Here is an 18,449-nt window from a genome sequence, read left to right on the forward strand (position 1 = left end):
TTAACGAGACTTCCATTCGGCATACTGCTGGTTCGATAATTGAGAACAGGCCCTAATAAGGACAATGGCTTTGCCGGCATTATCTATGAGACGAGCTTCGGTTCTTATCTTCATGCTGGCGAAACCAACGTCTTTGCCATTGAGGCGGTCGACGGTGGCTGGAGCAACCCGGGTGACCGAAGCTATCAGGATGTAATCTTTGATGCTCTGATCTCGTCGGGACCGATCACCAGCACCGTGCCCGAGCCGGCGAGTACTGTGCTGGTGATCGCAGGCTTGAGCAGCCTTGTCGCCCTCCGTCGTCGGTTGGGCGAGCGCTGAGGCCTCTTTGGCGGTTAAGCTGCAATGGCGCCCCGTGGCGCCATTGTCGTTTCTGCCGTTGCCTATCGGGGTAACGGCAGTTTCTCTCTCCACCCCGAAGCCGGTAGGGTGAAGTGGAGCAGAGCGTCCACTCTGCCGTCCTCCACCCTCGCCAAGCGGCGTGGCCGGGTTTCGACGGCGTCGTGGGCAGAGAGAATCATGCCATTGAGGGTTCCGGCGACGATGCGCTCGGGGGCGTTCTCGACGCCGTAGCTCCTAGCCGCCTTGTCCGCTGCTCTGGCGCTGGATCAGATCGCCCATGGCAGCGGCCGACACCGGGCGGGAAAAGTGGTAGCCCTGTCCGAGGCTGCAGCCGAGTTCGTCCAGGATGGCACGCTGCTCGGCGGTTTCGATTCCTTCGGCGATGGTAAGTAGCGACATGTCGCGGGCGATGCTGATGATCGCGCGGATCAGGGTGATGTCGTCCCGGTTGCGGTGGAGTTCCGACACGAAGGAGCGGTCGATCTTCAGCACGTCGAAGTGGAAGTTGCGCAGATAAGACAGGCTGGCGTAGCCGGTGCCGAAGTCGTCGAGGGACAGTTTGACGCCCAGCGCCAGGAGCCCTTCTAGGGTTGTGCCGATGCGCTCGTTCTGATCAAGCAGCACGCTTTCGGTGACTTCGATCTCCAGCCGATCGGCGCTGAGCCGGTGGCGCAGCAGGGTGTCGCGCACGTGGGCGACGAAATCCTCCTGGCGCAGCTGTGGAACCGCGACATTGACGGCGATCCGGATGGGCGCGGCGCCGTCGGCATCCCATGCTGCCAGCTGCTTGCAGGCTTCATCGAGCACCCAGGCACCGATCGGCACGATCAGGCCGGTGTCTTCGGCGACCGGGATGAAACGGTCGGGGGGAATCAGTTCGCCGCCGGTCGGTTGCCAGCGCAGCAAGGCCTCGCAGCCGACGATGCGCCCGCTGGAGAGTTCGACCTGCGGCTGGTAATGGAGCACCAGCTCCCGGCGTGTCAGCGCATGGCGCAGGCCGTTTTCGGTGTTCAGGCGGTCGGTTGCCAGCTGGTTGAAGTCGGGGGTGAAAAACTGGAAATTGCTTCGCCCGAGGTGCTTGGCGTGATACATCGCCGCGTCGGCATTTTGCAGCAGCGTGCCGGTGTCGCTGCCGTTGTCCGGATAAAGGGCGATGCCGATGCTCGGCGTGATCTGCAAGTCATGCTCGCGGATGAGATAGGGCTCGGAGAGTGATTCGAGGATCTTGCGGGCGACCGGCAGGGTCTGGGCGGGTTGGTCGAGGCCAGTCAGCAGCACCGCGAACTCGTCACCGCCGAGGCGGCTTACCGTGTCGCTGTGGCGCACCAGGCGGCGCAGGCGGAGCGAGACTTCCTGCAGGATCTCGTCGCCAATGGCGTGGCCGAGGGAGTCATTCACCGTTTTGAAGCGGTCGAGGTCGATCACGAACACCGCCACCCGCTTGCTCTCGCGCTCCGCCAGAGCCATTGCCTGTGCCAGCCGGTCGCTGAACAGGCTGCGGTTGGGCAAACGGGTGAGGATGTCGAATTCGGCCAGCTGGCGGATCCGGTCTTCGGCGGCCTTGCGTTCGGTAAGGTCGAGGAAGGTGCCCACGTAATGCAGCACCTCGCCGTTTTCGCCCCGCACGGCGCAGATGTCGAGGTGCTCGGGATACACGCTGCCGTCTATCCGGCGGTTCCAGATCTCGCCGCTCCAGGAGCCTGTTTCCTGGATTTTTTTCCACATGTTGCGGTAGAAATCCGGGTCGTGCCGGCCGGAGGCGAGCAGTTTGGGGCGCTTGCCGATGACATCGGCGGCGCTGAAGCCGGTGATTTTGACGAAGGACGGGTTCACCGCCAGGATGCGTGTTTCCGGGTCGGTGATGATGATGCCTTCCCGGCTGCTCTCGAAGACCCGCGAGGCGAGCCGCAGCTCTCCGGCCTGCCGTTCGAGGGCGCGGGCGTGTTCGTCGATGTTGTGGGTGTAGGTTCTGAGCTGGCCGCTGATCCACCGCGAGAAAAAGTACGAAGCAAGCATGGCGAGGCCGATGGCCAGGCCGGCGGCAAGGGCGACATACGGCAGACGGCTGGACAGCGAACTCAGCGCGGCTTCCCGCTCGGCCGCGATGGCCGGTTGCATCTCCTGCTCGTACACCGTGGCGATGACGACGATGTTCCACGGCAGATAGGGCTGCACGTAGGCGGTGCGCTTGCTCAGGCCCGGGCTGGCCGCTGTCTGCCAGGGGTAGTCGATGAAGCCACCGCCCTGTTTGCCGAGATCCAGGAGTTGCTGGCGGACTTTCTTCTGGGCTTCGGTGCCAACCGAAAGGTAATGCTTGCCTTCGTTTTCCGGCCACTGGGGCTGCAGCAGCAGGTGTCCGTCGAGGCCGATGGCGATGAAGCGGCCTGTTTCGCCGAACTTCCAGGCACGCAGCCGCTCGATGCCTTCCCGGAGCCGCTCGCCGTGCCAGTTCTGGAGGTAGTCACCGGTGCCGATCAGCCACCCGTAGGGCTTGAAGACCTTGACGAAGGCGAGCTTCTCGGACATCTGCTGCGGGTTGCCGGGCGAGTACCAGCGATAGGTCGAGAAACCTTCGCCGCCGCCCGCCGTGGCCGCGGCTACAAGGCCGCGCATGATGTAGTGGCCGGTGTCGTCCTGGTTGTCCCAGAGTGACGAGCCTTCCCGCTCCGGTGCCGTCGGCAGGAGAACACAGTGGCCCTTCAGGTCGTCGATGAAAAAGTAGCCGCTTCCGTTGAAGAATCGCTGGGGCCGAAGGGCCTCCCGGATCAGCTGCTTGACCTCCGCTTCGGGGAGCCGGCCGTGCTCCCGGTCGTAGATCACCTGCGCGGTCTGGAACGCCATTTCGACCTTCTCCCGCGTTGCATTGCGCAAGGCCGATTCGGTGCGGGATTGCAGGAAATCCAGGTAGCCGATGGCGGCCGCCATCTCGTTGCTGAGGCGTTCCTGCTTTTTCTTCGTGAAGCCGCTTTCGAGCCGTTCGGTGATGCGCTGATGCTCCGACAGGCCGATCAGCAGGAAACTGGTGCCGAGGGCGATCGCCAGCACGATGACGACGAGCAGCGTTCCTGCCAGATGAAGGCGCGGAAGGTTGTGGTCGGTAACGTGGAGCTTCATGGGCGGCTGGGCGTGTCCTGGACGGGGCGGATTGTTCTGGCGACAGTGGCAGCCGTGCGGTTTGCTGGCCAGCCATCTGTTTACGGCAAGGGGGCCTGGAAATGAAGTAGTGGTTAACACTGAGCGGCGCCTCGGAAGCTCAAGGCCCGCGGTGTCCGGACGTTAATCCAGAGCCGCCCCTGATGTCGCAGTAACCCTGTTCCGGATCCTTCTACTTGCACTTTTCGATGATTTTCTCCGCCAAATCCAGCCTGTCCGGCGAACGCCAGCGTCTTTTCCTGCCGCTGGTGCTGCTCATGCTGTTGCTGATCGTTCTTGTCTGGGGGGCGGTGCTTTACAAGGCCCGGGCTGAAGAGGCGCTGGTGATCCGCTCGATCAACACCGAAAACCTCAACCTTGCCCGCGCTTTCGAGGAGCACACGATCCGGACGATCAAAAGCGTCGACCAGGCCCTGCTGTTCCTGAAGTTCCAGTACGAGCGCTATGGCGACAAGGTTGACATCGCCGAATACGTGCGCGAAGGCATGATCATCAGCAGCATCTTCAACCAGCTCGGGGTGATCGACGAGCACGGCATCTATGTGCTGAGCAACCTGCCCAACCACAAGCGGGTCGACCTGTCGGACCGGGAGCATTTCCGGGTTCACATGGAGAAAGACACCAACACGCTCTTCATCAGCAAGCCTATTCTGGGCCGTGCGTCGGGCAAGTGGTCCATCCAGATGACCCGCCGCATCAACAAGCCCGACGGCAGCTTTGGCGGTGTTGTCGTGATTTCCGTCGATCCCTTTTATTTTTCGGATTTCTACAGCGGCGTGGATCTGGGCGTCGGCAGTGTGGTGTCGCTGGTCGGGCTCGATGGCATCGTGCGGGCCCGCCGGGCCGGGAACGATAAAGCGGTGGGCCAGAATGTTTCGATGAGCCCCCTGATGAAACGCGTTGCCGACAAGGAGCCGAGCGGCAGCCTCCGGGTTACCAGCATTTCCGACGGGACACAGCGCTTCTACAGCTATCGCGTGCTGGCCGAGTATCCCCTGCTGGTGGCCGTTGGCGTGCAGGACGACGCCGCCCTGGCGGATTACCGCGAGCGGCGCATGGGCTACATGATCTTTGCGGGCGCGACGAGCCTCATGGTGCTGCTGTTTGGCGCCATCGCCATCCGGCTGCTGAACAGACAGTTCCGCATGATGCAGGCCCTGCGTGAAAGCCAGCTCAAGGCGGATTCGGCGAACCGCATGAAATCCGAATTCCTGGCTTCCATGTCCCACGAACTGCGTACGCCGCTCAACGGCATCATGGGCTACGCCGAGTTGCTGCAGGAGTCGTCCAGCGACGAGAACCGGGAGTTTGCCGGCATCGTGCTGGAGAGCAGCCAGCATCTGCTGGAACTGGTCAATTCGATCCTCGACCTGGCCAAGATCGAGTCCGGCAAGATGGAACTCCAGCGCGCGCCGGAGCCGCTTGTGCCGCTGCTCGAAAAGATCGTTCGCAACTATTACCCGCCGGCGGCCAAAAAGGGGCTCACGCTTACGCTGGAGACGGCGCCGGGTTTGCCCGAAACGCTGCTTTGCGACAGTACCCGCGTTGCCCAGCTCTTGAACAACCTGCTCAGCAACGCGATCAAGTTCACCGACAGCGGCAAGATCGCGGTTCGCGTCAGCCGTGCCGGCCGCATGCTGGAGATTGCTGTTTTCGACAGCGGCTGCGGCATTCCGGAGGACATGCTGCCCCACATTTTCGAGCGATTCCGGCAGGTGGATAGCTTCCTGACCCGTCGCCACCAGGGAACCGGTCTGGGCCTGGCGCTGGTGAAGGAGCTGGTCGGGCTGATGGGCGGCGAGCTGCGGGTGAGTTCCAAAGTGGGCCAGGGCAGCGAGTTTGTGGTGAGCCTGCCGATAGACTGACTGCGGGCAGGGTTTAAATGCAAAAACGGCAACAATGATCTCTTCGTTGTTGCCGCTAGTGAGCGTAGCAAGGATCAGACGCGGCCGCGGCTGGCGCGGCGGCCGAGCAGGCCCAGCCCGAGCAGCGCCAGCGCCGATGAGGCGGGTTCGGGCACCGTGCCGACGGCTGTCGCATCCGGGAAGCGGGCGGGGCTCAGCCCGACGAAGTCGAAGGCGAGGGCGGAGTCGAAGGCCTGGTCGCCCCAATTGACCACGCCGAACTCCAGGTAGAAGTTGCCCGCGGCGGCAAAGGTGTACTCGGAGTGAATCCAGCCCGAGGTGCCGCAGGTGTTCGCGGCGTCCCAGCAGAAGCCGCTGAAGCTCCCGAGCGGGTCCCAGACGGTGCTCGCCACGTTGAAACCGATGGAGGCGCCGTCGTTGAGCACCGCGTCCAGCTTGTCCGGCAGGCTGTTGTCCTGCTGGCGCTTCAGCACGTCGCCCGGCACCACGTTGCCCCGCGCCGAGTTGGTGCTGCGGGCGGTGAACAGCCAGGCTGCCGTCGTGTTCGTGCCGGCACCCACCAGCCGGGCCCAGGCGTAATCGTCGTAGCCGCGGCCGTCGGTGGACACGTAGTTGAACACCAGGGACAGGCTGTCGCTGGCCTGGGCGCTGAACACGCTGGAGGTCACCGTCGATCCGTTGTTGGCGGCCTCGTTGCCCTTGCCGTCGGTCTTGAGGAGCAGGGGCGAGACGTCCGATGCGCCGCCAGCGGTGCTGACATAGCCGAACTGCGTGTTGGCGGTCGGCGAGGTCGTCACGGTGGTGTCGCCGGCGATCAGGCCGCTGGCGCCGTTGGCGGACCAGGTGACGGCGCCCAGGGAGACCGGTGCCGCGTGGGCAGCTGCGGGGACCAGCGCAGAGGCAAGAATGCCGATGGCGATGCGCGCTTGGGTGGACTGGATTTTCATTGTGTTCGACCTTCCCTTGTTGTCGTGTTCATTGTGTTGCCGGTAGCGGCGGGCGGCATTCCGCCACTATTCACGGTACTGACCAAAGCAGCGCAAGCCGCGTGCCTGATCAACGTGTTTTCTTCAACGCATTGATGAACAAGGGGTTTTGTTTTCAAGTCGATCGCAAATCGGGGAGCGGTCGGGGCTCTACACCCATACTTGGGGGAAATCACCCATTCGGGTGCTGCGAACCCATGGAAGCGTCGAGACCGCTGCCGTAGTCGGCTGGGGCAGGCATTGATGCGGTTCTACAGGTAACGGTGACAGAGCCTTTTTTAACGCGCCTCGTTAGCGGTGGACTCATTGCGTCGTCGCTTGAAGCTGCGTTGTTGTGCCGGTGCAGGGGCGACTGAAGTTGCCCCTGCATGGCTCTTGAAGCGCCGGGTTGACCGAGTTTTTTTACGGGCGAACCGCTTTTCGCTGCTGCCGATCAGGTGCCCCGCAGGCCGCTGGCCTGGGAGCGGCCCGGCGCCTGCTTGCCCTTTCTGGCGCGCTTGCCGATGAAGTCCTGCCAGTCGCGTGGCGACAGGGTGGTTTCGACCGCCTTGCCGCCGCGGGTATTGGCGAGCAGGGTGATAGCCTCGCGGGCCACGCAGGCGGCGGCGAGCTGTTCGCCGTCGTCGAGGCCGATGAGGGTGACACCGCGGCCGCCACCGGAAAGCTCTTTCACCTGGTCGAGCGGGAAGACCAGGAGGCGGTCGGACGATGACAGCGCGGCCAGGTGCAGGCCTTCGGCGTCGTCGAAGAGCACCGGCGCGAGCAGCTTGCCGCCGGCGTCCAGAGTGATGAACTGCTTGCCGGCGCGCTTGGTGGCGGTCAGGTCGCCAAGGCGGCACACAAAGCCGTAGCCGTTGGTGCTGGCCAGCAGCACGCGCTTGTCGGCGGGGCCGGCGAGCACGTGGGCGATCTTGCTGCCGCTGGGCAGCTCGACAAACGAGGCCAGCGGCGCACCGTTGCCGCGGCCGTCGGGCAGCGTGGATACGGCCACCGTCAGCGCGCGGCCGCCATCGGTGATGGCAATCAGCGCATCAATGGTGCGGCACTCGAAGGCCACGCCGAGGTGGTCGCCATCCTTGAAGGCGATGTTGGCCAGGTCGAGGCCGTGGCCGTTGCGGCAGCGCACCCAGCCCTTTTCGGAGACGATCACGGTGACCGCTTCGTCCACCACCGTCTGGGTGACGCCGGCGCGGGCGGCTTCTTCCACCAGGGTGCGGCGCTCGTCGCCGTATTTGGCGGCGTCGGCGCGGATTTCCTTGATCACCAGCTTCTTTAGCTTGCCTTCGTCGCCGAGCAGGGCTTCGAGTTCGGTTTTTTCACCGCGCAGCTCGGCCAGCTCGCGTTCGATCTTGATGCCTTCGAGGCGGGCCAGCTGGCGCAGACGGATTTCGAGGATGTCCTCGGCCTGCCGGTCCGAGAGGTCGAAGCGTGCGATCAGTGCCGGCTTGGGCTCGTCCGACTCGCGGATGGTGCGGATCACCTCGTCGATGTTCAGGAAGACGATGTGCCGGCCTTCGAGAATATGGATGCGATCGTTCACCTGGCCGAGGCGGTGGGCGGTGCGTCGGCGCACCGTGGCGAGCCGGAAGCGGCCCCATTCGTGGAGTACGTCGGCGAGGTTCTTCTGCCCCGGCCGGCCGTCGAGGCCGATCATCACCATGTTGATCGACGAGGAGCTTTCGAGGCTGGTGTGGCTGAGCAGCAGGTTGGCAAATTCGGCCACGTCCTGGTTGCGGCTCTTGGGCTCGAAGACGAGGCGCACCGGGGCATCCTTGCCGGATTCGTCGCGCACCCGGTCGAGGGCGCCGAGCATCAGGGCCTTGATCTGGGCCTGGTCCGGATCGATGGATTTCTTGCCGGTTTTGGGCTGCGGGTTGGTGAGGGTCTCGATTTCGAACAACACCTTTTGGGCCGAGACGCCCTGGGGCAGTTCGTTGACAACCAGTTGCCACTGGCCGCGGGCCAGATCCTCGATCACCCAGCGGGCGCGCAGCTTGAGGCTGCCGCGGCCGGTTTCGTAGGCCTGGCGGATGTCGGCCTTGGGCGAAATGATCTGGCCGCCGCCGGGGAAGTCCGGCCCGGCGATGTGCGCCATCAGGTCGGGCACGGTGGCGGCGGGGTTTTCGATGGCGTGGATGGCCGCGGCGGCCACTTCGCGCAGGTTGTGGGACGGGATTTCGGTGGCCATGCCGACGGCAATGCCCGATGCGCCGTTGAGGAGTACGAAGGGCAGGCGGGCCGGCAGCAGTTGCGGCTCTTCAAAGGCGCCGTCGTAGTTGGGACGGAAATCCACGGTGCCACGGTCGATCTCGGAGAGCAGCAGCTCGGCGATCGGCGTCAGGCGACATTCGGTGTAACGCATCGCCGCGGCCGAGTCGCCGTCGCGGGAGCCGAAGTTGCCCTGGCCGTCCACCAGCGGGTAGCGCAGCGAGAAATCCTGGGCCACGCGCACCATCGCGTCGTACACGCTGGAGTCGCCGTGGGGGTGGTATTTACCGATCACGTCGCCCACCACGCGGGCCGACTTGACATGCTTGGAGCCCGGTGACAGGCGCATCTCGCTCATCGCGAAGAGGATGCGGCGCTGCACCGGCTTCATGCCGTCTTCGACCTGGGGCAGGGCGCGGGCTTTGACCACGCTCATGGCGTAGGCAAGGTAGGCCCGTTCGGCGTAGAGGTCGAGGGGCAGGGCGTCGTCGCTGCCCATGAGCAGGGTGGGCGGCGGGGGCGGAGGCGGTTCGGCCGCGTCGGGAACTTCGGGCGGCAGGGAGTCGAAGAGATCGGGGGTGTCGTTCATCGTGCAGCAGGCAGCTCGGGGCTGCCGAGGTTACAGGCGCCCGGGCGGGCGCGGGGGGGATCGCAAAACAGGGCGCAAAAATACCACAGGCGACGCGCTTTCCCGTTGGGCGAGGCGATTGTTCGCCGCGCTTTCGGCGGTGCTCAGCGGCAGGCGAGCCGGAAGGCGGCGGAAATGGCGTCCTGGTCGAGGCGGCGACCGATGATCACGATGGTGGTGTCGCGGGTTTCGCCCGGCGCCCAGGGCCGGCCGTAATCGAAGCCGGTGATGCGGTGCACGCCCTGGAACACCAGCCGCCGCTCTTCGTCGCGCACGGCCAGCACGCCCTTGTAGCGCAGCATGTCGTTGCCGTTGTTGAGCAGCAGTTCTTCGACGAAGCTGCCCAGCAGGCCGGCGTCCACGTCGCCCGCGTGGTGCAGCACCAGCGAGGCGATGTCGTCGTCGTGGCGCACGAAGGCGGCATGCCGGCCGCCGCCGCGGCTGAGGCCGCTGGGGGCCGAGGCGCTCAGGAAGCCCGGGCTGTGTTCAATCACGTCGCTGAGCACGAAGGCGTCCAGGGCAAACAGCGCGGCGAGCCCGGCGGCGTCACCGGGCACCGGCATCAGCGGCACGCGCAGGTTGATGCGCCGCAGGCGGGCTTCCAGCGCGCTGAGCGTGTCGGCATCGACGAGCTCTGCCTTGGTGATCAGCACGCGGTCGGCAAAGCCGATCTGGGCGGCGGCGACGCGGTTTTCGTCGAGCTGGCGGGCGGCGTGCACGGCGTCGACAACGGTGAGGATGCCGTCCAGCTCGTAACGGCTGCTTACGCCTTCTTCGGTAAAGAAGGCCTGGGCGACCGGCGCCGGGTCGGCGAGGCCGGTGGTTTCGAGCACCAGCTGGTCAAAATCCAGCTCGCCGCGGTCGCGCCGGTCGGCCAGATCGGCCAGCGCCTGGCCCAGCTCACCGCGCACGCTGCAGCAGATGCAGCCATTGGTCAGCTCGACCACCTCGACCGCCGGCGAGCCGGCGATCAGGCCGCCGTCGATGCCTACCGCGCCGAACTCGTTTTCGAGCACCGCGACCCGTCTTGCCGGCGCACTGGCGAGGTAGCGGTTGAGCAGCGTTGTCTTGCCGGCCCCGAGAAAGCCGGTAAGGATGGTTGCGCGGATCGGCGGGCGGGGGATGGAGAGCGGGCTGGAGAGCGGGCTGGTCATGGTGCGGGTCTGGAATCAAAAAACGGCGCAAAGTTTGGCACAGAAAGCCCCAGGCTCGCCCTGCTTCAGAAGCTGGCCCGCAGGCCGGGGCGCATGGATCGGGGTTTCAGCGGATGGATCTGCCCAGCTGCCGCACCTGCCCGCCCGGGCCTGTCGTGGCGGGCTGGGCAGCCGGAAACCGCAGGGTGTGGAAAGGGAATGCGAGAGGTTTTTGACAGCCTGCTAAAATGCGCCGCTGACGCTGTTCTACCTACAAAGTTGTATTCATCCCGCCGCACCCATTCCAGCCACGCATGACCAGACCTCCGACGTCGTCAAGCCCGTCTTCCGAGCCGCTATTTACACCTGCGGGCATCATTCCTACCGAAGAGCAGCGCAACATCCAGACATGCCGGGCCCGCCACGTGATTGCAATGGCCAACGCGGGGGCGGCCAAAACCACCACGCTGGCGCTGCGGATCGCCGAATCGGTAACCCGTGGCGTGTGGCCGGAGAGCATCGTTGCGCTGACGTTTTCGGGGGAGGCGGCGCGCGTGCTCAAGGCGCGGCTCGTCGAGATCGGGCTGGATGAAAAGCTCGCCCGCCGCGTCCGGTGCACCACCTTCGAAGAATTCGCGCAGCAGGTTCTGGGCGCTTTCGAGGGCGGTCAGGCGCCATTCCTTGCGTCGCACGATGCGGTTGCGCCCCATGTGCGCGCCGCGGTGCGAAAGCTCCAGCTGGAAAACTCGATGCGCAGAACGCCGCGCGAGCTCTGGCTGCCCGAACACAACGACCAGATCTTCGAGTTTCTGACCCTCGCCGGGCAACTCAAGGCGCGGCTGGTCAAGCCGGGCGTCGAGGACGGCGAAAGCATCGAGGAGCGCGCCGGGTTTCTCGACCTGCCGGAGAGCGTTTTTTTGCTCTACTGCCTGATGGAAGCCGAGCGCGCCGGCTACGGCGACGCGCCGCGCTGGCGGGCCGGGTTTGATGCGACCTACGATCTTGCCTGCATGCTGACCAGCGAGGATTGCGCCATCGAGCTGCCGGCGTTTCGCATCGTGGTGGTCGATGAACTCCAGGACATGAACCCGGCAAGCTATGCGGTGCTCGAGCACCTGCTGGCCCGGGGCAATGCGTTTTTTACCGGCGCGGGCGACTTCGACCAGGTGATTCACCGCTGGGCCGGCGCGGATGTGAACTTCATCCGCACCCGCTTTGGCCAGGGTTGGCGCAGCGTGGAATCCCTGCCGCTGACCCGCACCTACCGCCATGGCCCGGTCATGGCACTGGCCACCGCCGCGCTGAAGGACAAGGAGGTTGTTTCCGGCCGCCGGCATGAAACCCGCCTCCAGCTTGAAACCTACGCCACCCAGCGCGACGGCGCCGGGCGCGTGGCCGCCTGCATCCTCGACTGGACCCGGCGGGGCGGGCGGCCTGACGCCTGCGCGGTCATCCTGCGGGCGCCGTACCAGTCGATCCATATCGAGAACGCCCTGCTGGAAGCCGGCATCGGCTGGCGGGTGGAGGGGCTGGAAAGCTACCTGCTCCGCTCCGAAATTCTCATGCTGCGCGGCGTGATCGCTTTTGCGCTGGAAGACTACGAGTCGATTCCCGGAGTTGAAAAACGTCTCCAGGTTTTGCAGGCCTTGCTGTTCTGGCAGCAGTTTGAATGGGGCGCCGACCGGCGCGACGATGACGCGCTGAAGACGGCGGCGGCCCAGCCCGAACTGTTCGATGCGTTTTTGAAAGGCAAGCTGCTCAAGCCACAAACCCGCGCCGATAAAAAAGCGGCCGAGATGTCGGGCGACGAGGAGATGCAGAGCGAATTCCATTTTCTCGAAAAGCTCGCCCAGCTTCGAAAAAGCGGCCACCACCACGAAGCCAACGCGCTGGCCAACATTCGTCAGGCCGAATCCGAAACAATCGACGAAACGCCCGCCCAGCGCAGCGCCCGGGTTCGCCTCGAGCAGACTCTGGCGATGCTCCGCGCGGCCCCGCCGGATGAGCTCGCCCATGCCTTGCTGGAGCGGGCGGTTGGCCTGCTGGCACTGAAAAGCGTGGCCCGGCAGCTTTTCATCGCGCCGAGCACGGCGGCCATGGTTTCAAGATCGATCGACGGTTTCATCGACGCATCGCGCCGCAACGCCATGTCGCTGCGGGATTTTGCCGGCTGGCTGCGAAAGGCCGAGGTGAAGGCCTCCAGGCTGCGGGCGTCCGCCACCGTGCTGCTGTGCACCGTCGAGGCTGCCAAGGGGCAGGAGTTCGAGTCCGTCATGTTGCCCTTTCTGGAAGACGGCGCCTTTCCGATGACAGGCTGCGACCCCGCCGAAGAGCGCAACCGTTTTTACGTCGCGGTCACTCGCGTGCGCGACGAGCTGACGCTGTTCGTGCCCGAAACGGCGCCGCGTGTCAGCCCCTATGTGGCAGCCATGAAAATCGACAAGGCGCGGTCTCGTGGAAGCCTTCAACTCGATGCGCAAACCGGATTTCAGGATTGAGGCCTTAAAGCCGCGATCACCCTCACGCCCCCCGTCACATCTGCAACCATGACCACCGCCATCGCCCCCCAATCTCCCGCGAGGCCCACCGGCAGCACCCGTCGCCAGTGGCTGCGCTTCGTGCTGCCGCTGCTTGCCATATCACTCGTGATCGGCGCGCTGGGCGCCGTGGGCTATCGCTACCTGAGCGAGGAGATCCGCCGCGAAACCCACCGCACCCTGGCGGTGATCACCGAGCAGAAGCGCCAGCAGGTCGAGGCCTGGCTTGGCGAGGCCCGGATCGATGCCGACCTGGCCTTCTTCGGGCACTCCCAGCTCGAAGTGCTGTTTGACCAGTGGTCGAAGGGCGGACGCCGGGACGATGTGAGCCTGGCGCGGATGAAGAGCCTGATGGAGGCCATGGCCAAGGCGCGGGGCTGGGCCGGGCTGGCGGTGGTCGATGCCGGGGCAAACCCGGCCTTCGTCGTCGGCGACGCCGACGTTCGGGACCACGCCGCGCTGATCCGCGACATCCTGAAGCGGCCCCGTGTCGAACTCGTCGATCTGCATCGCGACGCCAGCGGCAAGGTGCAATACGGCGTGCTGGCGCCCATCGGGTCGCCCGACATGGTGCCGCTGGGGGTGGCCTACGTAACCTGGCGGGCAGACCTGGCGCTGAACAACCTGGTCGAATCCTGGCCCGTACCCACCCGCACGGCCGAGACCTACCTCGTTCGGCGCGACGGGGAAGGGGTCCGCTTCCTGACACCGCTGCGCTTCAAGCGCGATGCGGCGCTCACACTCACCCTGCCCTTGAGCACGCCCGACATGCCTGCCGCCAGGGCCGCCCGCGGAGAGCGCGGCATCATCGAGGGCGGGCGCGATTATCGACGCGTTCCGGTGCTCGCCTACGCATCTGCCGTGGCCGGCACGCCCTGGCTGATGATTGCCGAAATCGACGAACTGGAGGCCTATGCGGGCCTGCGCACCATGTCGTGGGCCACGGCGGTGGTCATGGGGCTCGGGCTGTTGCTGTCCTATTCGGGCGGCTACCTGCTGTGGCGGCGGGGCCGCCAGCGGCAGGAACTTGCCGCGCTGCAGGCCCAGCGGGCCGCCGAAGCGCGCTTTCGTGTGATCTTTGAACAGGCGCCGCTGGGCGTGGCCCTGATGGATTCGCGCAGCGGCCGGATCATGGAGACCAACCTGCGCTTCGCGGAGATCGTCGGCCGCGCGCCGGCCGAGCTGGTCGGGTTCGACGCAATGGAAGTCACCCACCCCGACGACATTCGCGAGAGCGCCGACAACATTGCCCGGCTCAAGTCCGGCCAGATTTCCGGCTACCGCCTGAACAAGCGCTACCTGCACCCCGACGGCTCGGTGGTGTGGGCCAGCGTAACCTGCGCGCCGGTGCGGGTAGAGGCCGAAGAGGCGCCGCGTTACCTGTTCATCGTCGAGGACATCACGGCGCGCCGGCAGATCGAGGAGCGCCTGCAGATCAGCGAGATGCGCCACCGCCTGCTGGCGGACAACGCCATCGACGTGATCATGACGATGGACCTCTTCGGCCGGTATTCCTACGTCAGCCCCTCCGTTGAAAAGCTCCGCGGCGTCACCCCGGATGAAGCCCTGCAGCAAAGCATGGCCGATGTGCTCATGCCGGATTCCCTTGCCATTGCCGAAGCCTATTTTGAAGGCCTGCGCGCCGATCTGGATGCCGGGCGTCCGCTGGCGGCCTTCCGCGGCGAAATGGAGCAGCGCTGCAAGGATGGCTCCACGGTCTGGACCGACGTCACTGCCAGCCCGCTGCTCAGCACCGACGGCGGATTTGTCGAAATCCTTGGTGTGGCCCGCGACATCAGCGAGCGCAAGCGTTACGAGCACGATCTGCGGCAGGTCTACGATGCCGCCGAGGCCGCCAATGCCGCCAAGAGCGAGTTTCTGGCCCACATGAGCCACGAGATACGCACGCCGATGAACGCCGTGCTCGGCCTGGCCCAGGTGCTGGAGCGCGAGCAGCTGGCCCCGAACCAGCGAGAAATGGTCGAGCGCATCCGCATCGCGGGCCAGTCGCTGCTCGCCATCCTCAACGACGTGCTCGATCTGTCCAAGATCGAGGCGGGCCAGCTGCGCATCGAACCCCGGCCGTTTGATCTGGCCCCGCTGCTGGCCAACCTCGACAGCCTGATGGGCCAGGCCGCGAGGTCCAAGGGGCTGGCGCTGGGTATCGAGGTGCCCGCCGTGTCGCCCGGCTTGCTGATCGGCGACCGGCTGCGCCTCGAACAGGTGTTGTTCAACCTCACCGGCAACGCCATCAAATTCACCGAAGCGGGCGAGGTGGTGCTGCGTGTCGTGGCGCGCGAAACCGGCGACAGCGCCCTGAGGCTGCGTTTCGAGGTGCGCGACAGCGGCATCGGCATCACGCCCGAGGCGCTGTCACGCCTGTTTGCGCCCTTTACCCAGGCGGACGCGGGCATCGGCCGCCGCTTTGGCGGAACGGGCCTGGGACTGTCCATCTGCAAACGCCTGGTGGAGTTGATGGGCGGCGAGATCGGCGCCGAAAGCCGGGTGGGCGAGGGCAGTGTTTTCTGGTTCGAGCTGCCCTTCCAGCGCGGCGCGCTGGGCGAGACGGAAGCGCCGGCCGCCAGGCCGCCAAAGCCCGCGTCGGGGCCGCGCCTGGTGGGCGCGCACCTGCTGGTGGTGGACGACAGCGCCATGAACCGGGATCTGGTCGAGCGCGCACTGGCGCTCGAAGGCGCCACCGCCACCCTCGCCGCCGACGGCCAGCAGGCGGTGCAGCTTCTCAAGACCCGGCCCAAGGGCTTCGACGCGGTACTGATGGACGTGCAGATGCCGGTGATGGACGGCCTGACCGCAACCCGGTTGATCCGCGGCGAACTGGGCCTGCTCGAGCTGCCTGTGATCGCCTTTACCGCGGGGGTGCGTGACGAACAGCAGGCGCTGGCCCGCGCATCCGGCGCCAACGACGTGCTGGCCAAGCCCATGGACCTGGAGCAGATGGCCGAGCTGCTGGCCAAATGGATCAAGCCCAGGGTTGCCGCCGAGTGTCAGTCCGAGTTCGAGCCCGAATCCGAGCCCGAAAGCGCCGCCGCTAAAGATGCTGTGGAGGGCTTCCCCGACATCGCCGGCATCGACCGCGAGCGGGCCGCGAAGCGACTGGGACAGGACAGGGCCATGTTCCTCGGCCTGCTGGAACTCTTCATCGCCGACAACGCCGATGCCGCTCGGCGTGCCCGCAGCGAGCTGGCCAGGGGCGAACGGGAATCCGCCGCCCGGCGGATGCACACCCTGCGCAGCAACGCGGGCTTTTTGTGCGCCCTGGACCTGATGGCCCTGGCGGGCGAGCTGGAAGAAGCGATCGAGCGGGGCGAGACGGAGGCCGCGCTGGACGCCGGGCTTGTCGAGCTCGACCGCCAGATCCGCGAACTCGTCGAGGCCGGCACGCCCTGGTGCTGACCGGCACGCATCAAGGGAATCGTGCTGGGGCAGCATCCCTTTGTGGTGCCCACCGCGGGGCCGCTGCACCGTGCCTGAGCGCATGTCAGCGAAAGTGGTGCTCGCGGCCGGATTCGTCCTGACAGGCCGAACCCCAGTTGCCGCCGGACAAACCCAGCGTGGAAAGCCTGGCAGAACGGCTTTCCTGCGTGGTTTCCACCATCCACGCTTGTGCCGCGCGTAAGAAAGCATCGAAGCGGATACGCAAGGACTGGATATTCATGTCGGGATCTCCCGTTGATGTTGGCTTCCGTTAAAGCAAAAAATGTGCCATAAATACGGCAGTGCGTTTCACGCGGCATCCGGCCCCGCAAGCAAGCTTTCACTTCCACCGCCGGACGCCAACTCCGCGAGCGATCTCACGCTGCCAGTCGCGCCGTTTTCGACTTGAATGAGAAATGGGTCGGGGCGGGGGCTGGGAGGGCCGGTACTGTCGCAGCAACGCCTTGTGCACAACCCACACTTGAAAGGGCGCTTCAATGCAATCCAAAGATCACTGGGAAAAGATTTACACCGGCAAGGCCGCAGATGAACTCAGCTGGTTTCAGGCCCACGCCGAACTGTCCCTCCGCTTGATCCGGAATGCCGGCACGCCGCCCACGGCTGCCATCATCGACGTGGGCGGCGGCGCGTCCACCCTCGTCGATGACCTCCTGGCCAGCGGCCATGAAAACCTGACCGTTCTCGATCTTTCCGGCGCGGCGCTCGCCGTGGCCCAGGCCCGGCTGGGTGGCCGCGCCGCGGCGGTAAAGTGGCTCGAGGCCAATGTCCTCGAGGCCGATCTGCCGGTGCATGGCTACGATGTGTGGCACGACCGGGCCGTGTTCCACTTTTTGCTCACGCCCGAGGAGCGACACGCCTACGTGCGCACCGTCCTCCGCGCGGTCAAGCCCGGCGGGCTTGTCATCGTGGCCAGCTTTGCCGAAGACGGCCCCACCCAGTGCAGCGGCCTGCCCGTCATGCGCTACGGCGCCAACGAACTCCACGCCGAATTCGGCGAGCCGTTTCTTCTGCTCGGCCACGAGGAAGAGTCGCACCACACCCCCGGCAATAGAGAGCAGAAATTCGTTTACTGCTTTTGCCGCAAGCAGGCTTCGTGATTGGGTGTTCGGGGGGGGAGTTGGGTGGGGGTTTGAACGCGCGCCTGGATTGCCTTGGCGCGATTTGCGTGAAGTTTCAAACGTTCCCCGCGAGGCGGTGAGCCGGTCGCGAGTAGTTGTTCGGTTAATCCTGGCTGTGGCTGGTTGGATGTCGGGTTATCTCAGGAAGCCGAGATTGGCAGGATGGGGGGGCGTCTCTATTTCGGCCGGAGTGGATCGTGATGCTGATGCGATAAAATGACGGCTGTTGGCCAGGAGCGGCCGGTCGCCACCCGATCCAGATAGCGGCCATCCGGGCAAATGGATATGCTATCGACTTGTTGTGCTACACGAGCGTTCCCCCTTCTGCCGTCGGGTGCTGTTTTTTGTCTTGTGATTTTGCCTCGTGCTTAGCTATTGCATCTAAACAGGAACTTGCAGGGCAAGTTATACGACGCTGCAATGGTATGCAGCAGAACTGTTACCCGAAGAAAAAGTTAGCCATCACATGCCCCGCAAGAACAGCCCCCCGCCCAACCCAACGCATGTTCCCGAGCTCGATATCTCGTCATGGCATGGGGGCGAGTTGATCTCGAGCGTCGACGGCGAAGTGCGGTGTTATCTCGGATACAGATCCGAACGGCAGCCCTTCGATCTCCCCTGGTATTCCCCATCTGTGGCATTGCGAGACAAAGACGGACGTGACTCTCATCGATTCGTGGAGCTGCGGGGCGGACTGCTTCGCACAAGCTCACTCCCACGCGCGGAGCAGCCTCAGAGATTGCTCACCGACCGATGGTTGATACTTCCATGCGGAACAGACTCCTCCTTCGGAGTTGTCGATCGTCAGACTAAGAGCCTCGACGAAGAGTTGACCCGACGGCTATTTGGTGGAACGCGCGACGATATCGAATCAGTAGCCGAAGCTTTGGCTCGTGTAGTTGGTCGCGGGTTTCACGAGATGATGCAGTTGCCACGAGTGACGTTCTCTAAGACACGAAACAACAGATGGGCGCCTCGAAAAACCTCGCCTCGCCCAGCCTTGGTAAAATTACCGCGTTCTGA

10 protein-coding genes are annotated in these 18,449 nt (G+C 65.0%); 5 read left to right on the plus strand and 5 right to left on the minus strand.

Going from position 1 to position 18,449, the window contains the following annotated elements; translation table 11 throughout:
• Nucleotides 1–39 precede the first annotated feature (39 nt).
• Nucleotides 40–321 carry a PEP-CTERM sorting domain-containing protein gene (locus Q1W26_RS08750; protein WP_300438588.1) on the plus strand — a complete coding sequence of 94 codons (282 nt, stop codon included), beginning with the start codon at nucleotides 40–42 and terminating at the stop codon, nucleotides 319–321.
• Nucleotides 322–576: 255 nt separating this feature from the next.
• On the opposite strand, the gene Q1W26_RS08755 is transcribed toward Q1W26_RS08750, so the two are convergent.
• Nucleotides 577–3,456 (minus strand): EAL domain-containing protein, encoded by a 2,880-nt coding sequence (locus Q1W26_RS08755; RefSeq protein WP_300438590.1) that lies wholly within the window; start codon nucleotides 3,454–3,456, stop codon nucleotides 577–579.
• A 227-nt stretch (nucleotides 3,457–3,683) separates the two neighbouring features.
• On the opposite strand from Q1W26_RS08755, the gene Q1W26_RS08760 reads away from it, so the two are divergent.
• Complete coding sequence (locus Q1W26_RS08760; protein WP_300438593.1) at nucleotides 3,684–5,360, plus strand: ATP-binding protein; 1,677 nt, start codon at nucleotides 3,684–3,686, stop codon at nucleotides 5,358–5,360.
• A gap of 74 nt (nucleotides 5,361–5,434) precedes the next feature.
• On the opposite strand, the gene Q1W26_RS08765 is transcribed toward Q1W26_RS08760, so the two are convergent.
• The 3 genes from Q1W26_RS08765 to Q1W26_RS08775 form a co-directional block, all read right to left on the minus strand.
• Nucleotides 5,435–6,307: an NF038132 family protein gene (locus Q1W26_RS08765; RefSeq protein WP_300438596.1), complete on the minus strand. Its 873-nt coding sequence runs from the start codon at nucleotides 6,305–6,307 to the stop codon at nucleotides 5,435–5,437.
• Nucleotides 6,308–6,779: 472 nt separating this feature from the next.
• Nucleotides 6,780–9,143, minus strand: coding sequence for a DNA topoisomerase IV subunit A (gene parC, locus Q1W26_RS08770; protein ID WP_300438598.1), 2,364 nt, complete (start codon nucleotides 9,141–9,143; stop codon nucleotides 6,780–6,782).
• Nucleotides 9,144–9,286: 143 nt separating this feature from the next.
• Nucleotides 9,287–10,336 (minus strand): GTP-binding protein, encoded by a 1,050-nt coding sequence (locus tag Q1W26_RS08775; RefSeq protein WP_300438600.1) that lies wholly within the window; start codon nucleotides 10,334–10,336, stop codon nucleotides 9,287–9,289.
• A 293-nt stretch (nucleotides 10,337–10,629) separates the two neighbouring features.
• On the opposite strand from Q1W26_RS08775, the gene Q1W26_RS08780 reads away from it, so the two are divergent.
• Nucleotides 10,630–12,813, plus strand: coding sequence for an ATP-dependent helicase (locus Q1W26_RS08780; RefSeq protein ID WP_300438603.1), 2,184 nt, complete (start codon nucleotides 10,630–10,632; stop codon nucleotides 12,811–12,813).
• Nucleotides 12,814–12,861: 48 nt separating this feature from the next.
• Nucleotides 12,862–16,266 (plus strand): PAS domain S-box protein, encoded by a 3,405-nt coding sequence (locus tag Q1W26_RS08785; protein WP_300438606.1) that lies wholly within the window; start codon nucleotides 12,862–12,864, stop codon nucleotides 16,264–16,266.
• Between the two features lie 85 nt (nucleotides 16,267–16,351).
• Here the strand turns inward: Q1W26_RS08785 and Q1W26_RS08790 are convergent, their stop codons facing one another.
• The gene (locus tag Q1W26_RS08790) at nucleotides 16,352–16,528 is read right to left on the minus strand and encodes a hypothetical protein (protein WP_300438609.1); all 177 of its coding nucleotides are present in this window, start codon (nucleotides 16,526–16,528) and stop codon (nucleotides 16,352–16,354) included.
• A gap of 256 nt (nucleotides 16,529–16,784) precedes the next feature.
• Between Q1W26_RS08790 and Q1W26_RS08795 the strand changes: the two genes are divergently transcribed.
• Nucleotides 16,785–17,405 carry a class I SAM-dependent methyltransferase gene (locus tag Q1W26_RS08795; protein ID WP_300438612.1) on the plus strand — a complete coding sequence of 207 codons (621 nt, stop codon included), beginning with the start codon at nucleotides 16,785–16,787 and terminating at the stop codon, nucleotides 17,403–17,405.
• Nucleotides 17,406–18,449 lie beyond the last annotated feature (1,044 nt).

Source organism: Zoogloea sp., assembly GCF_030157465.1.
Taxonomy (GTDB): domain Bacteria; phylum Pseudomonadota; class Gammaproteobacteria; order Burkholderiales; family Rhodocyclaceae; genus Zoogloea.

Excerpts from the sequence above, each read along its gene's own strand:
- Q1W26_RS08755 (WP_300438590.1), bottom strand. The coding sequence starts at position 3,456 with ATGAAGCTCCACGTTACCGACCACAACCTTCCGCGCCTTCATCTGGCA.
- Q1W26_RS08760 (WP_300438593.1), top strand. The coding sequence starts at position 3,684 with ATGATTTTCTCCGCCAAATCCAGCCTGTCCGGCGAACGCCAGCGTCTT.
- Q1W26_RS08765 (WP_300438596.1), bottom strand. The coding sequence starts at position 6,307 with ATGAAAATCCAGTCCACCCAAGCGCGCATCGCCATCGGCATTCTTGCC.
- parC (WP_300438598.1), bottom strand. The coding sequence starts at position 9,143 with ATGAACGACACCCCCGATCTCTTCGACTCCCTGCCGCCCGAAGTTCCC.
- Q1W26_RS08775 (WP_300438600.1), bottom strand. The coding sequence starts at position 10,336 with ATGACCAGCCCGCTCTCCAGCCCGCTCTCCATCCCCCGCCCGCCGATC.
- Q1W26_RS08780 (WP_300438603.1), top strand. The coding sequence starts at position 10,630 with ATGACCAGACCTCCGACGTCGTCAAGCCCGTCTTCCGAGCCGCTATTT.
- Q1W26_RS08785 (WP_300438606.1), top strand. The coding sequence starts at position 12,862 with ATGACCACCGCCATCGCCCCCCAATCTCCCGCGAGGCCCACCGGCAGC.
- Q1W26_RS08790 (WP_300438609.1), bottom strand. The coding sequence starts at position 16,528 with ATGAATATCCAGTCCTTGCGTATCCGCTTCGATGCTTTCTTACGCGCG.
- Q1W26_RS08795 (WP_300438612.1), top strand. The coding sequence starts at position 16,785 with ATGCAATCCAAAGATCACTGGGAAAAGATTTACACCGGCAAGGCCGCA.